The 14,170-nt window shown below is 39.4% G+C and carries 10 protein-coding genes and 1 pseudogene; 3 read left to right on the top strand and 8 right to left on the bottom strand.

Annotated elements, in window-relative coordinates; all coding sequences use genetic code 11:
• Positions 1-4 precede the first annotated feature (4 nt).
• Both glmU and glmS read left to right on the top strand, forming a co-directional pair.
• Positions 5-1,369: a bifunctional UDP-N-acetylglucosamine diphosphorylase/glucosamine-1-phosphate N-acetyltransferase GlmU gene (gene glmU, locus AC52J8_RS00435; RefSeq protein WP_032005035.1), complete on the top strand. Its 1,365-nt coding sequence runs from the start codon at positions 5-7 to the stop codon at positions 1,367-1,369.
• 12 nt (positions 1,370-1,381) lie between these two features.
• Entirely contained in the window at positions 1,382-3,220 is a 1,839-nt protein-coding gene (gene glmS / locus AC52J8_RS00430) for a glutamine--fructose-6-phosphate transaminase (isomerizing) (protein ID WP_075383265.1), read from the top strand.
• Between the two features lie 242 nt (positions 3,221-3,462).
• On the opposite strand, the pseudogene AC52J8_RS00425 reads toward glmS, so the two are convergent.
• Positions 3,463-3,757 (bottom strand): annotated as a pseudogene (locus AC52J8_RS00425) (hypothetical protein).
• 898 nt (positions 3,758-4,655) lie between these two features.
• Between AC52J8_RS00425 and AC52J8_RS00420 the strand changes: the two are divergent.
• Complete coding sequence (locus AC52J8_RS00420; protein WP_000624238.1) at positions 4,656-5,279, top strand: LysE family translocator; 624 nt, start codon at positions 4,656-4,658, stop codon at positions 5,277-5,279.
• Here AC52J8_RS00420 and murI read toward each other — a convergent pair.
• The 7 genes from murI to hutH all read right to left on the bottom strand — a co-directional run bounded on the left by murI (position 5,266) and on the right by hutH (position 14,115).
• Positions 5,266-6,066 carry a glutamate racemase gene (gene murI / locus AC52J8_RS00415; RefSeq protein WP_208753420.1) on the bottom strand — a complete coding sequence of 267 codons (801 nt, stop codon included), beginning with the start codon at positions 6,064-6,066 and terminating at the stop codon, positions 5,266-5,268. The genes AC52J8_RS00420 and murI overlap by 14 nt on opposite strands.
• A 23-nt stretch (positions 6,067-6,089) precedes the next feature.
• Entirely contained in the window at positions 6,090-6,728 is a 639-nt protein-coding gene (locus AC52J8_RS00410; protein WP_208753421.1) for an HAD family hydrolase, read from the bottom strand.
• Between the two features lie 104 nt (positions 6,729-6,832).
• Entirely contained in the window at positions 6,833-8,659 is a 1,827-nt protein-coding gene (locus AC52J8_RS00405) for a DUF885 domain-containing protein (protein WP_202733065.1), read from the bottom strand.
• A 252-nt stretch (positions 8,660-8,911) separates the two neighbouring features.
• Positions 8,912-9,832 carry a formimidoylglutamase gene (hutG, locus tag AC52J8_RS00400; RefSeq protein WP_202733066.1) on the bottom strand — a complete coding sequence of 307 codons (921 nt, stop codon included), beginning with the start codon at positions 9,830-9,832 and terminating at the stop codon, positions 8,912-8,914.
• A gap of 10 nt (positions 9,833-9,842) precedes the next feature.
• Positions 9,843-11,048, bottom strand: coding sequence for an imidazolonepropionase (gene hutI, locus AC52J8_RS00395; RefSeq protein ID WP_202733067.1), 1,206 nt, complete (start codon positions 11,046-11,048; stop codon positions 9,843-9,845).
• Between the two features lie 51 nt (positions 11,049-11,099).
• A complete protein-coding gene (locus tag AC52J8_RS00390) occupies positions 11,100-12,512 on the bottom strand; it encodes an amino acid permease (protein ID WP_000081461.1) in 1,413 nt (470 codons plus the stop codon).
• A gap of 64 nt (positions 12,513-12,576) precedes the next feature.
• Positions 12,577-14,115, bottom strand: a complete 1,539-nt coding sequence (hutH, locus tag AC52J8_RS00385; protein ID WP_000421598.1) for a histidine ammonia-lyase — start codon at positions 14,113-14,115, stop codon at positions 12,577-12,579.
• Positions 14,116-14,170 lie beyond the last annotated feature (55 nt).

Here is a 14,170-nt window from a genome sequence, read left to right as displayed (position 1 = left end):
ATACATGTCAACTACCGTCATTATTCTTGCTGCTGGCAAAGGAACGCGTATGCGTTCTCAGCTTCCTAAAGTACTACAACCTTTAGCGGGTCGCCCACTTTTAGGACATGTCATTCAAACAGCAAAAAAAATACACGCAGAAAATATTATTACGATTTATGGACATGGTGGTGACCACGTCAAACAAACTTTTGCACAAGAAAAGATTCAATGGGTTGAACAAGCAGAACAACTAGGTACAGGTCATGCAGTACAAATGACTTTACCCGTACTTCCTAAAGACGGTATTTCATTAATTCTTTATGGTGATGTACCTTTAGTACGTCAAACAACGCTAGAGCAACTTGTTGAAGTTTCAAGTAAAACGGGCATTGGCATGATTACTTTACATGTCGACAACCCGACAGGTTATGGTCGTATCGTTCGTCAAGAAGGTAAGATTCAAGCAATTGTTGAACATAAAGATGCAACAGAAGCTCAGCGTCAGATTCAAGAAATCAACACAGGTATTTACTGTGTTAGCAACGCAAAACTTCATGAGTGGTTGCCTAAACTTTCAAATGAAAATGCGCAAGGCGAATATTATCTAACTGACATCGTAGCAATGGCTGTTGCAGATGGTCTAGAAATCGCATCTATTCAACCAGAGCTCGCTTTTGAAGTTGAAGGCGTCAATGACCGCTTACAACTTGCTGCACTTGAACGTGAGTTCCAGCAACAGCAAGCAAAAGAGCTTATGCAACAAGGCGTAACTTTTGCAGACCCTGCACGCTTTGACTTACGCGGTTCTGTGAAAGTTGGACATGACGTTCGTATTGACGTAAATGTGATTATTGAAGGTGACTGTGAACTGGGCGATTTTGTAGAAATCGGCGCTGGTTGTATTTTAAAGAACACCAAAATTGCGGCAGGCACTAAAGTTCAAGCCTATAGCGTTTTTGATGGTGCAGTAGTTGGTGAAAATGCTCAAATTGGACCATTTGCACGCTTACGCCCAGGCGCTAAATTGGCAAATGAAGTACATATCGGCAACTTTGTTGAAGTTAAAAATACAACGATTGGATTGGGTAGTAAAGCTAACCATTTCACCTATTTAGGTGATGCAGAAATCGGTGCTGAATCGAATATTGGGGCAGGTACGATTACTTGTAATTACGACGGTGCAAATAAACACAAAACCACTATTGGCGATGCCGTTTTTATCGGTTCTAATAGCTCGCTGGTTGCTCCGGTGACCATTGGGAATGGCGCAACAGTTGGTGCGGGTTCTGTGATTACGAAAGATGTAGCCGAACAAAGTCTCTCCTTTGAACGTGCGCAACAAATTTCAAAAGCAAATTATCAACGTCCCCAAAAGGTTAAAAAATAAGAGGATTGAAGTATGTGTGGTATCGTCGGAGGCGTTGCAGAACGTTGTGTAACCGAGATTTTAATTGAAGGTTTAAAACGTCTTGAATACCGCGGTTATGATTCTGCGGGTGTTGCTTTACTGAATAACCAACAAATTTTACGTGAGCGTCGTGTAGGTAAAGTTATTAATCTTGCCGATGCAGTTGCTGAACACCAGCTTACAGGGGCTATCGGGATTGCACATACCCGTTGGGCAACACACGGTAAACCAACTGAAAACAATGCTCACCCGCATATGTCTGGTAAGGTTGCTGTTGTACATAACGGTATTATTGAAAACTACCAAGAATTAAAAGACGACCTTCAAGCTTTAGGTTACGTTTTTACTTCTCAAACAGATACTGAAGTTGTTGCACACTTAGTTGCTGAAGCATTAAAAAGTACAGATAGCCTTTTAGAAGCTGTTGAAACTGTTGTACCTCAGCTTAAAGGTGCTTACGCGCTAGGTATTATCCACAGCGATTATCCAGATGAACTTATTACTGTACGTGAAGGTTCACCACTCGTGATTGGCGTAGGTATTGGTGAAAACTTTATTAGTTCAGACCAACTTGCACTTTTGCCTGTAACTAACCGCTTTATGTACCTAGAAGAAGGCGATATTGCACGTCTTACACGTACTTCAATTGAAGTATTTGCAAATGGCGAACGCGTTGAACGTCCAGTAAGAGAGCTTGATGCAACCGTAAGCAGTGCATCAAAAGGTGAATACAAGCACTACATGCTCAAAGAAATTTATGAGCAACCAGAAGCAATCAAGCAAACAATTTCTCAAGCGCTTGATGGCAACAGCTTACGTGATGATTTCTTGAAAAATGCTGATGCAGATTTCAACAAAATTCAAAGCGTACAAATCATTGCTTGTGGTACAAGTTACCACTCAGGAATGATTGCGAAATATTGGTTTGAGCAATTGATTGGTGTGCCTTGCCAAGTTGAAATCGCAAGTGAGTTCCGCTATCGCACTCCTGTAATTGTCGAAAATACACTTTATATTTGTATTTCACAGTCAGGTGAAACTGCCGATACTTTAGCTGCACTACGTGAAACTCAAAAGCGTGCGAAAGCAAACAATATCGATATTCAGACTTTGACTATCTGTAACGTTGCTACGTCTTCAATGGTTCGTGAAACTGATCATCACTTATTGACGCTTGCTGGTCCTGAAATTGGTGTTGCTTCAACTAAAGCGTTTACGACTCAGCTTGCTGCGCTTATGTTGTTAATCTTGAAAATTGGTCAAGTTAAACAACGTATTAGCCCTGCTCTGCTTGAAGAAATTACACGTGAGTTATGGCACAGCCCGAAAGTTATTCTTGATACGCTTAAACATGATCCAGAAATTTTGCGTTTGTCTGAATTATTCGTTGAAAAAAATCACTGCTTATTCTTAGGTCGTGGTACGAATTATCCAATCGCATTGGAAGGCGCATTAAAGCTAAAAGAAATTTCATATATTCATGCAGAAGGCTATGCAGCTGGTGAGTTAAAACACGGCCCATTAGCACTTGTTGATAATGAAATGCCGATCGTCATTCTTGCTCCAAATGATGAAATGCTTGATAAGCTAAAATCAAATATGGAAGAAGTTCAGGCACGTGGTGGTGAATTATTTGTTTTCGCTGATGAAAATAGCGGAATCAATGAAAAAGACCGTCAACACGTTGTGCATATTCCAGCAGTAAACGAATGGCTAGCTCCAATTGTTTATAGCGTACCAGTTCAGTTGTTGTCTTATCACGTTGCTGTATTACGTGGTACAGACGTTGACCAGCCACGTAACTTGGCGAAGTCAGTAACTGTAGAGTAATTCAAAAAGATCATTATTAAGGCATCACTTGCTTTAATAACTGATTGATTAAGCCCGATATGTATTCAATGCATATCGGGCTTTTTTATTGCCTTCATACAGATATACAGAAGCTTTTCCACGAAAGAAAATCTAGTTTAATAGTAGAGAACACCCCCATCTAGGACCCTATGTCACAATGGACTTTTACTTTTGCGCTGATTTAAAGTTTGAGAGATCATTGCGACACAGAGATAAAGGAACTAAGCGAACTTAGCCCATTTCAGTTTTGTCGCAGCGTTGAATGCTGCTAAACAAATTAGGGGCAAAGTCCTGTGGGAGAACAGGACTTTGCAAACTGGTGTGTTTTAAACGTTGCACGATTTGAGGTGAATACACTTGCGCGAGCTGTTGGCAAACACAATTACAATTGGCTTGCATGTGTTCACCTGACAAGCAAATTCTTTTAAATTCCTGCTGAGCATTGGCTTCATCATTTGTAATACTGTAAGCACCGACCACAAGGTTTAAAAACAATATAAATTTATGAAGTTTCATATTATTCTCATGATTATTTATATCTTTAAATAAAATAAAAATATTATTCGTTTAAATATTAAAATAATTTTTTAAATAATAATTAATCCTCCCACCAGAATAGGAAAACAAAATAATTAAGATTATAAAATAAAAATAATTTATATATTTAAAAAATCAGGACATAGAAAATCCAAATTTTAAATAAATAAAATAGTTAAATGAGAGAGAAAATGAGTTTAAATTGTGGCATGGCCAACTCCTTAAAAATGGAGTCCTACCACCAAATCACCGTCAATTGATTAGGGTGGCAGAACGAAAGAGGGTTGACAGACTAGACTTAGCGACCAGCACGCGCGAACGCGTCCCCCTTCCGCCCTACCATAGAGAAAAAGGGGGCACAAAGGTTCCACATGGGAAATACTGAGGAAGTATAACCCATTTGCTAAGTACGGTCTGTCAAAACCGACTGGCAATGTAGGCCAGCAACGAAATATTAATCGCTATAATAAAGAACGTCAATTTATTTTAATGAAAAAGTTTAAATATAATAATTTAATTAATATTTAAATAATATTATCCTTATTTTTATATTTACATCTTTTAATTAAATTTAAAATATAAAATTGGGTTATATATATTTAGTTAATAAAATAGATTTATCGTTAATTTTAATTTAACAGTTTGTATAAATATATCCGATGAGAAAAGTTAAGTATAAAAAATATCTTAATCTAGGTACTCTGAGCTTAGAGTTTTGTAATTGAGATTTTTTGACAGTGACTCTAAAAGTTAGATCAAGTTATTTTGAGTTTTTATAGCCATAAATCTGATTATAAAATTGAAATACTTATAAATTTCATATACTTTAAATTGTTTAAAATTCACTCAAAAATAGTAACAATAAGATAGGTAAAACATGATTTCTTTAGAGCTTTTCATTACATTTTTAATTACTACAATTATTTTTGCTTATATTCCGGGTCCAGCAATGCTGTATACCGCTGCACAGACGCTTTCTCGTGGTAGAAAATCTGGTTTGATGGCTGCATTTGGAATTTTCGTAGGAGGTTGTTTTCATATCATAGCGGCGTCTTTAGGCTTAACGACCATCTTTCAAATCATTCCAAAACTCTATGATATTATTAAAATTTTAGGTGCTTTGTATTTAGTTTGGTTAGGCATTAAATTAATTAGATCGACCTCGTCCCCGACTCTTCAGCAAAATGTTGAAAATGGTCAGTTATCTTTGAGGCAGAGCATTCTGGTCGAAGTTTTAAACCCTAAAACCGCTATTTTTTATATCGCTTTTTTACCTCAATTTATTAATACCTCATTAGATTTTCCAGTTTGGTCTCAGTTCATCATTTTAGGGCTGATTGTGAATCTGATCTTTGTTTCTGCTGATGTGGTTTGTGTGTTTTTAGCCAATTACATTAGTCAAAAATTAACTAAATCGAAGAAGCCCCAAAAATCTATGTCAGTGATGGGTGGACTCATTTTTATGGGGCTAGGCGTTTTTCTTGGCTTTAAAAATCAGTAGTTTCTACAGGTAAATGTTTACCTAACAAAGAAAAAGTCACGTCCGCAACTTCCAACGGGTCTGAACTGGTCCAAATAATATGATTCCCCTCATTTGGACTTTCAGAACTTAAATCATATCTATTTAATTGGCGCATTAAATGTGTGGTAACTGCTTCCGAAGGCTCAATAATTTGGATATCACGACCTACAATTTCCTGAATCGTATCTGAGACAAACGGATAATGTGTGCATCCTAAAATAATCGTATCAACTTTTTGCTCGACCAACGGCGCCAAAATATTTTTTAAATAATCTTTAACTTCCGCGGTATGCGCTTTGCCCGTTTCAATTTTCTCGGCTAAACCAATACATGGCACTAAAGACACTCTAATATCTTGCGCATACGTTTCAATTAAACTTTTTAAGTTTTTGCCCTTCACCGTGGTTGCAGTTGCCAAAACCGCAATATGCTTACTTTGAGTGATTGCTACTGCGGGTTTTACGGCTGGTTCTATCGCAATAAGTGGCACATTAATTTGCGCTCTAATCGTTTCAATCGCTACAGCCGTCATGGTATTACAAGCAATTACGATCGCTTTGCATTTGCCCTGAGTAACTAGGTTTGAAATTAAATGCGTGGTTCGTGAAACAATCCAGTCGCTATCTTTGTCTCCATACGGGACATATTTCGAGTCGGCGAAATAGATAATATCTTCATTCGGAAGGGCCTGCCGAATGTACTTAAATAGAGACAGCCCGCCTAAACCAGAATCAATCATTCCAATCGGGTTGTTATTGTTATTCATGGTTTGTCCTGTATTTCATATATTTAGAAAAATTCTTTCATGGTTGCCAAGTCATTGAGCACGACTTTGGGCTGAATAGTTTTTAATTTTTCAGCCGATGTATAACCCCAACCTACCGCAGCAAAATCAATGCCTGCTTTATGTGCAGCTTCGCCATCAGTCGTTTGGTCGCCGACATAAATGGCTTGGTTTTTATTTAAATTCAAAATATTGAGAACACGCTTAATTCGTTTAGCTTTGCCAAATATAGACGAGCCACCATCAATATGGCTAAAAAGTTCACATAGTTCTGTACCAAGAATACTTTGACAGTTTTCTTTAGAGTTTGAAGTAATAATTGCGAGCATATATCCCCGCTTATGCAGTTCAATTAAGTGGTCCCGCATGCCTTCAAACATGTAAACGTCTTGGTCTCTTTCTTTCATTAAACGAATGAAATCTTTGGCAATCCAAGGCAGTTTCCACCTAGAAACATTCATCTCTTTCATAATTTCTTTTGGTGAAAGATGTTTGTACTGCTCTACTTCATGTAGCTCTACAGATTTAAATTTATACTTCTTGGCAAGCTGATTTAAAGCACCTAAAAAAAAGCTAAAGGAGTCGACTAAAGTACCGTCCATATCAAAAATAATAGCTTGGTATTCTTTTAAAGATTTTTCCATTTTAAAGTTCTGAAATAAAATATATTTTTTATAATTATATTCTGTTTTCTATTGGTTTTTAAATCAGGCCCAATGAGGACCTGACCTAAATTTCGATTTTTGTTTTAAGCTGCCGCTTTTTGTTCCTTAATCCAATTTTTAATACGTGCATCCAGAATATTTAAAGGCAATGTTCCTGCATTTAAAATCATGTCATGGAATGCTTTGATATCAAAACGGTCTCCAAGCTCATGTTTCGCGAGCTCTCGAAGCTCTAAAATTTTCAGTTGTCCCATCTTATATGCTAATGCTTGGGCAGGAATAGCAATATAGCGATCTGTCTCTGCCTGAATATCAGGCTCGTCTAAAGCAGAGTGTTCTCGCATAAAATCAATCATTTGCTGACGGGTCCACTTTTTATAATGTACTCCAGTATCGACCACTAAACGGCAAGCACGGAACAACTCACTCGATAGTCTTCCATAGTCTGAAAGCGGGTCTTTATAGAAACCAACATCTTTACCCAGTTGCTCTGCGTAAAGTGCCCACCCTTCAATATAGGCGGTGTGATTCGGCTGCTTTCGGAACATAGGTAAATTAGGCAAGTTTTGGGCAATATCAATCTGCATATGGTGGCCGGGAATCGCCTCATGGTAAGCAGTCGCTTCCATTGATATTTTGGAACGTTCAGAGAAGTCGCCAGTATTTACATATACTTGTCCGGGGCGTGAACCATCAGGCGTGCCTTGGTGATACTCCGCACCTGCCGCTTCTTTTTCTCGATATTGTTCTACAGGTAAAACTTCGACTTTATTTTTGGGTAATAAACCAAATAGCTTCGGCAACTCTGGTTGCATTTGGGCAATATATCCCCGATAAATCTCTAAAATTTCTTCACGAGATTTTGGGAAAACCGCAGGATTTGTTTTTAAAGATTGTTGGAAACTTTTTAAGTCATTGAAACCTTGTGCTTTGGCAATTTTCAGCATTTCCGCTTCTATACGAGCAACTTCTTTTAATCCGAGCTGATGAATAGTTTCAGGGCTTTCAGAGGTTGTCGTATTGTTTTCTACATAAAAGCGATAGAGCTCGTCACCGTTTGGCAAGCTCCATATACCCTCGTGTTGTCGTCCATAGGGTAAGTAATCTTTCTGAATAAACGTCCCGAGTTTTTGATAGGCAGGTCGAACATTTTGATCTATGGCCTGTAGTATTTCACGGCTTAAACGCTCTTGTTCTGCTTTCGAAATATTTTTTGGAAATTGCTTTAATGGAGAAGCAAACACACTGTCTTTCCCTGCGGGAGTTGCAATGTTATTAATCTGCTTTGCCACCTTTTCAATTAAATATTTGGGTGGCATCAAACCATCTTTTTGTCCTTGTTTCGCTAACTGAATACCTTGATCAAGAATAAGAGGAATTCGTTTTAAACGAGAAATATAGTCTTGATATTGCTTAGCATTATCAAATGGAATCGAACTAATAAATCCCGGAAATTGTAAATGTAGGCCCCACATTTGATTAAAAGGCATCTCATACAATTTCAAATCATAATTTTTAAGTGTTTCTTTCAACTGATAAATCATTAAATCTTTATTTAATTGATCAGTTGCTGAAAACCCTGTGCTATCAATCGCATCAAAACGTTTTAAAAAATTTTGCGTACTTTTTTTATCTTTCTCGATCTGATTTTTTGAAAGCTCTGTCCATCGATTGTTGTAGCGTAAATCTCCTAAAACGGTTGCAGTTTCAGGACTATTTTTCAAAGCATATTCCCACTGTTCCTGTAAAAGTTGGTTTAAAGCTTTCACGCGAACAGAGATATCACTCTTTTGTTTAGATTGTGATTTTTCGATGGTATTTGTATTTATTTCGGGGGGTGTAGCATTAGAAGAATGAGACATCCAAAATAAAACACTGATACAAGCAAAATGTAAGGTTCTGTTTTTCATTTAATTATCCAAACATATTTAACGAAGTTTAAAATATAGACAAAACAAATTACGTGCCAAGCAGCCTACAAAATAATGTAAAAATCGAGTATTTTTTAACTCAATGATTTTATAAATTAATTTTCTTTTTAATTAAATTATTTATAGTTGCTATCTTTATTCCGAATCTGACTTTAATTTACTAGAAAGTCAAAAAAAGAGCACATGAGCGATCTCAGTGCACTTTTTTATTTCTACATTAAAAATTGTTTCTCAAGAAAACAAATATTGATAAACAATGTATGCAGCCAGTTTTGCTGTTCTATTGTCTAAATCAAATTTTGGATTGCACTCAGCAATATCTAAAAGTTTGATTTTTCCAGTCTCTTGAATATGCTTAAAAATTGCTTCAAAAGTAGCTAAATCAATTCCTTTTACAGCAGGTGCACTGACTCCCGGTGCAACCGCAGCCGTGAATACATCTAAATCAATCGTAACGTACAAACAGTCTACTTTTTCGATAAAAGCATCAACCGCTGCAAGCACGTTTGGTAGGTTAAAAATATTAACCTCATGGTCACGTAAATATGAACAATTTAGAGCATCGGCTGTATCAAACAAAACTTTAGTATTGGCATGGTTGGCGACCCCAATACATAAATAATTAAATTGTTTTTGATGCTGCTCTGAAAGTCTTGCTGCTTGTAAAAAAGGTGTTCCAGAAGTTGCATGCTCTGCTTCACGCAAATCGAAATGGGCATCGAAATTAATAATGCCTATTTTTTTATCTGGTGCGTGGGCTTGTACATATTGGAACAGACCGCTAAAGCTACCAAATGCGACTTCATGTCCACCACCAAGTACAATCGGTTTTAAACCATTTTGTAGGCTGGTTGAGACTTGCTCCGCCAACTCGGTTTGTGCTTGCTCTAAATTGTCATATTCACAGGTCACTGTACCCAAATCGACAATACTGACTGGACGATGGATAGGTAAATTGGCAAGCTGATTACGGATTGCATCTGGCGCATCAGCAGCACCGACTCGGCCTTTGTTACGCTTCACGCCTTCATCAGAGCTAAAACCAATCAACGCAAATTCAGCATGTTGGGTTTTATTCATAATATGGTGAATACGTTGGTGTGCTTCACCTTCGCCATCATGGCGACCTTGCCATTTAAATGTGTGATTCATGTGACACCGTTTAAAAAATAACTTCTTGTCCATGCTGAACGACTCGCTTAGGCAAATCGCCGCCAAGCCAGTAAACAATTTCAGATGGATGCTCAATATCCCAAGCTATAAAGTCAGCGACTTTACCCTGCTCCAAACTGCCGTGTGTTTGCTCTAAACCAAGTGCTTGTGCAGCATGAATGGTGACACCCGCTAATGCTTGCTCAGGCGTTAAGCGGAAAAGTGTGCTGCCCATGTTGAGCATTAAACGTAAAGAAAGTGCTGGAGATGTACCCGGATTTAAATCACTCGACAGCGCAATACGCACTCCGTGTTTAATAAGACTTTCAATCGGTGGATACTGTGTTTCACGCAATAAATAAAAGGCACCCGGTAATAACACAGCGACCGTACCCGACTCTGCCATGGCTTTGACATCGTCTTCAGTCATGTACTCTAAATGGTCTGCCGACAAAGCATGATAACGTGCTGCCAAGCTTGAACCACCTAGCGATGAAAGCTGTTCGGCATGAAGCTTAACCGGTAGATTCAAAGACTGTGCTGTTTTAAAAACACGTTCAACCTGAGCTGGTGAAAATGCCAAATGCTCACAGAATGCATCAACTGCATCGACTAAACCTTCTGCATGCAGTTTAGGCAACATTTCTGTACAGATATGCTCGATATAAGCATCGCTTTGGTCTTTGTACTCTGGCGGTAACGCATGTGCAGCCAAGCAAGTGCTTTTTACCGTCATTGGTAAAGCTTCACCAATTTGACGGATCACACGCAGCATCTTGCGTTCATTTTCGTAATTGAGTCCGTAACCAGACTTAATCTCGATAGTGGTTACACCGTCTTGTTGCATACAGCGAATACGTTTAAGTGCTGAGCTTAGTAATTGTTCTTCGCTTGCTTCACGTGTTGCACGAACTGTACTGGCAATACCGCCACCGCTTGCTGCAATTTCAGCGTAACTTACGCCTTGCAAGCGTTTTTCAAACTCAACACTACGGTTGCCACCAAATACGCTATGCGTATGACAGTCGATCAATCCCGGGGTAACCCAAGCGCCATTTAAGTCAACTGTTTCGGAATAAGTGTCGGCAGGAAGTTGTTGTTGTTTTCCAATCCAGTGAATGAGATGCCCTTCTGTGACGATTGCAGCATCTTCAATGTAGGAATATTGCCCATTTTGCATGGTCGCAATGTGGCAATTTTGCCAAAGTTTTTTCATTAGCCCATCCTCAAAACTGCCTAATAGTTCAACCATTAGGCAGTTCATTTGTTAGCTTTCTATCTCAACATTTTGCTGGATAGGATTACTTTCCTTTCCCAAGCTCTGCTCTGGCTTGACCCAAATGCGATAAGCAATCGTTAACAGAGCAAGCCAAGTGATTCCCACATAAATTGCAGGACGTGAATCTGGGAAATACCCCATCATGACTAAGATGAACGCCATAAAACCAATCGCAAACGCAGGTGCATATGGCCAACCCCAGATAGGGAAATCAAGTGCTTTAATCTCAGCAGTAGATAACTTACGGCGCATCGCAACTTGCGACAGCAAAATCATGAGCCACACCCAAACAGTTGCAAAAGTTGCAATTGATGCAATGATCATGAATACATTTTCAGGAATCAGGTAGTTCAGCACCACACCAATTAATAGCACACCTGCCATAACCACTACGGTCATCCATGGCACACCATTACGTGATAATTTCTGAAAAACTCGAGGTGCTTGACCACGATTTGCCATGCCATAAAGCATACGGCCAGCACCAAACACATCACTATTAATTGCCGAGATTGCAGCGGTCACCACCACCATATTTAAAATATGCGCAGCAGATGGAATTCCTAGATTTTCAAAAATTTGAACGAATGGACTACCTTGGCTACCAATTTGATTCCATGGGAAAATCGACATGAGTACAAAAATGGTCAATACATAGAAAAGTAAAATACGTACTGGAACAGCATTAATTGCTTTTGGTAAAGTGGTTTTCGGATCTTGTGACTCACCTGCTGTAATACCAATAATTTCGATACCACCGAAAGCAAATACAACCACAGATAAACATGCAACTAAGCCGGCAATCCCATGTGGCATAAAGCCATCATAAATCCATAAGTTTTGAATCCCCGGAACTACACTGCTATGGTCAGCATGGAAGCCGTAGAACATTAAACCGATTCCACCTAAAATCATGGCAACAATGGCGCTCACCTTGACAATAGACAGCCAAAACTCGAGTTCGCCAAAGACTTTAACGTGAATGAGGTTAATGGCACCTAAGAACATAATCAGGGATAAAATCCAGATCCACCGTGGTACATCGGGATACCAGAACCCCATATAAATACCAAAAGCAGTCACATCGGCAATTGCAACAATCACCATTTCAAAGACATACGTCCAACCTGTCGTAAAACCAGCCAATGGACCAATGTACTGTGATGCATAGTGGCTGAATGAGCCAGAGACAGGATTATGGACAGCCATTTCACCCAATGCGCGCATAACGATATAAATTGCAATCCCTGCAACGATATACGCAAGTAATACTGAAGGCCCTGCCATTTTAATGGCAGTTGCCGAACCATAGAAAAGCCCAGTTCCAATTGCTGAGCCCAATGCCAAGAAACGAATATGGCGGGTGTTTAAACCCCGCTGTAGTGTGGAGTTTTGTGACATTATAATCTCCAATCCTTGAGGATATTTAGTTAGATTCGGCCACTCCATGTGACCGTTTTATCAATCACACTTCAGATAAACTAGGGAGTAGTTTTGGAATAATTAACTCGTTTAAGCAGCCGCTTGAGAGTAATTCACTTGCTTGCTCAATATCAGGAGCAAAGAAACGGTCTTCACTGTAGTAAGGCACTTGAGCGCGCAAGATTTTACGAGCTTGTTCAAGTTTAGGCGAGCTTTTTAGGCCTTCACGGAAGTCTAGACCCTGACAAGCGCCTAACCATTCAACAGCTAAAATGCCACGGACGTTGTCAGCCATATACCAAAGACGTTTACCAGCATTCGGAGCCATTGATACATGGTCTTCTTGGTTGGCAGAAGTCGGTAAGCTATCAACACTTGCTGGATGTGCAAGCGCTTTGTTGTCACTCGCAAGAGCAGCAGCGGTAACTTGAGCAATCATAAAGCCTGAGTTAACACCACCATTTGCCACCAAGAACGGTGGAAGCTGTGACATGTGACGGTCCATCATCATCGAAATACGGCGTTCAGACAGTGAACCAATTTCAGCAATCGCCAATGCTAAATTATCTGCCGCCATTGCAACAGGTTCTGCATGGAAATTACCACCAGAAATCACATCACCTTGTTCAGCAAATACGAGCGGGTTATCCGATACAGCATTTGCTTCAATTTCTAATACTTCAGCAGCCTGACGGATTTGGGTTAAACATGCCCCCATCACCTGTGGTTGGCAACGTAAAGAGTACGGGTCTTGAACTTTGCTACAATCTTCATGTGAATGTGCAATTTCACTTGAGTCTGTTAATAGGTCACGATAAGCCGCAGCTACATCAATTTGACCACGTTGGCCACGTACTTCGTGAATACGAGCATCGAATGGGGCACGTGAACCCAACATTGCTTCAACACTTAAACCACCACAAACCGTTGCAGCAGCAAACAAGTCTTCCGCTTCAAATAAGCCGCGTAAAGCATAAGCGGTCGAAACTTGTGTACCATTTAAAAGTGCTAAACCTTCTTTAGCTGCTAAAGAAATAGGTTCTAAGCCTGCAACTTTTAAAGCTTCAACTGCGGGTAACCATTCGCCCTTATAGCGCGCCTTACCTTCACCAAGTAACACTAAAGACATGTGTGCAAGTGGTGCCAAGTCACCTGAAGCGCCTACTGAACCTTTTAGTGGAATGTGTGGGTAAACTTCGGCATTAATTAAGGCCAACAAAGCATCAATCACTTTACGACGAATACCAGAGAAACCACGCGCCAAGCTATTTGCTTTCAATAGAATAATTAAACGAACCATTGCATCATCAAGTGCTTCACCTACACCTGCCGCATGTGAAAGAACCAATGAACGTTGTAACTTTTCTAAATCTTCAGGAGCAATTTTGGTTGAAGCAAGTAAGCCAAAGCCTGTGTTAATACCGTAAGCTGTACGTCCTTCATTTACAATTTTCTCAACGCAAGCCACGCTTGCGTTGATTGCAGATGAAGCACTTTCATCTAATTTAACTTTGATCGGGTTGAGGTACGCTTGACGTAAATCGGCTAAGGTTAGTTTTCCCGGTTGGATTAATAATTCCATGTTGGCTTCCTAATTTTTTGCACTATATTCTGCTGAGACGGTGCTTTTCACAATT

It is taken from the genome of Acinetobacter sp. S-1, from assembly GCF_059579785.1.
The sequence above is the reverse complement of the archived record's forward strand: the minus strand, read 5'-3'. Positions and strand labels throughout refer to the sequence as shown.

Excerpts from the sequence above, each read along its gene's own strand:
- AC52J8_RS00390 (WP_000081461.1), bottom strand. The coding sequence starts at position 12,512 with ATGTCACAAAACTCCACACTACAGCGGGGTTTAAACACCCGCCATATT.
- AC52J8_RS00420 (WP_000624238.1), top strand. The coding sequence starts at position 4,656 with ATGATTTCTTTAGAGCTTTTCATTACATTTTTAATTACTACAATTATT.
- hutG (WP_202733066.1), bottom strand. The coding sequence starts at position 9,832 with ATGAATCACACATTTAAATGGCAAGGTCGCCATGATGGCGAAGGTGAA.
- glmS (WP_075383265.1), top strand. The coding sequence starts at position 1,382 with ATGTGTGGTATCGTCGGAGGCGTTGCAGAACGTTGTGTAACCGAGATT.
- AC52J8_RS00410 (WP_208753421.1), bottom strand. The coding sequence starts at position 6,728 with ATGGAAAAATCTTTAAAAGAATACCAAGCTATTATTTTTGATATGGAC.
- AC52J8_RS00405 (WP_202733065.1), bottom strand. The coding sequence starts at position 8,659 with ATGAAAAACAGAACCTTACATTTTGCTTGTATCAGTGTTTTATTTTGG.
- hutI (WP_202733067.1), bottom strand. The coding sequence starts at position 11,048 with ATGAAAAAACTTTGGCAAAATTGCCACATTGCGACCATGCAAAATGGG.
- glmU (WP_032005035.1), top strand. The coding sequence starts at position 5 with ATGTCAACTACCGTCATTATTCTTGCTGCTGGCAAAGGAACGCGTATG.
- hutH (WP_000421598.1), bottom strand. The coding sequence starts at position 14,115 with ATGGAATTATTAATCCAACCGGGAAAACTAACCTTAGCCGATTTACGT.
- murI (WP_208753420.1), bottom strand. The coding sequence starts at position 6,066 with ATGAATAACAATAACAACCCGATTGGAATGATTGATTCTGGTTTAGGC.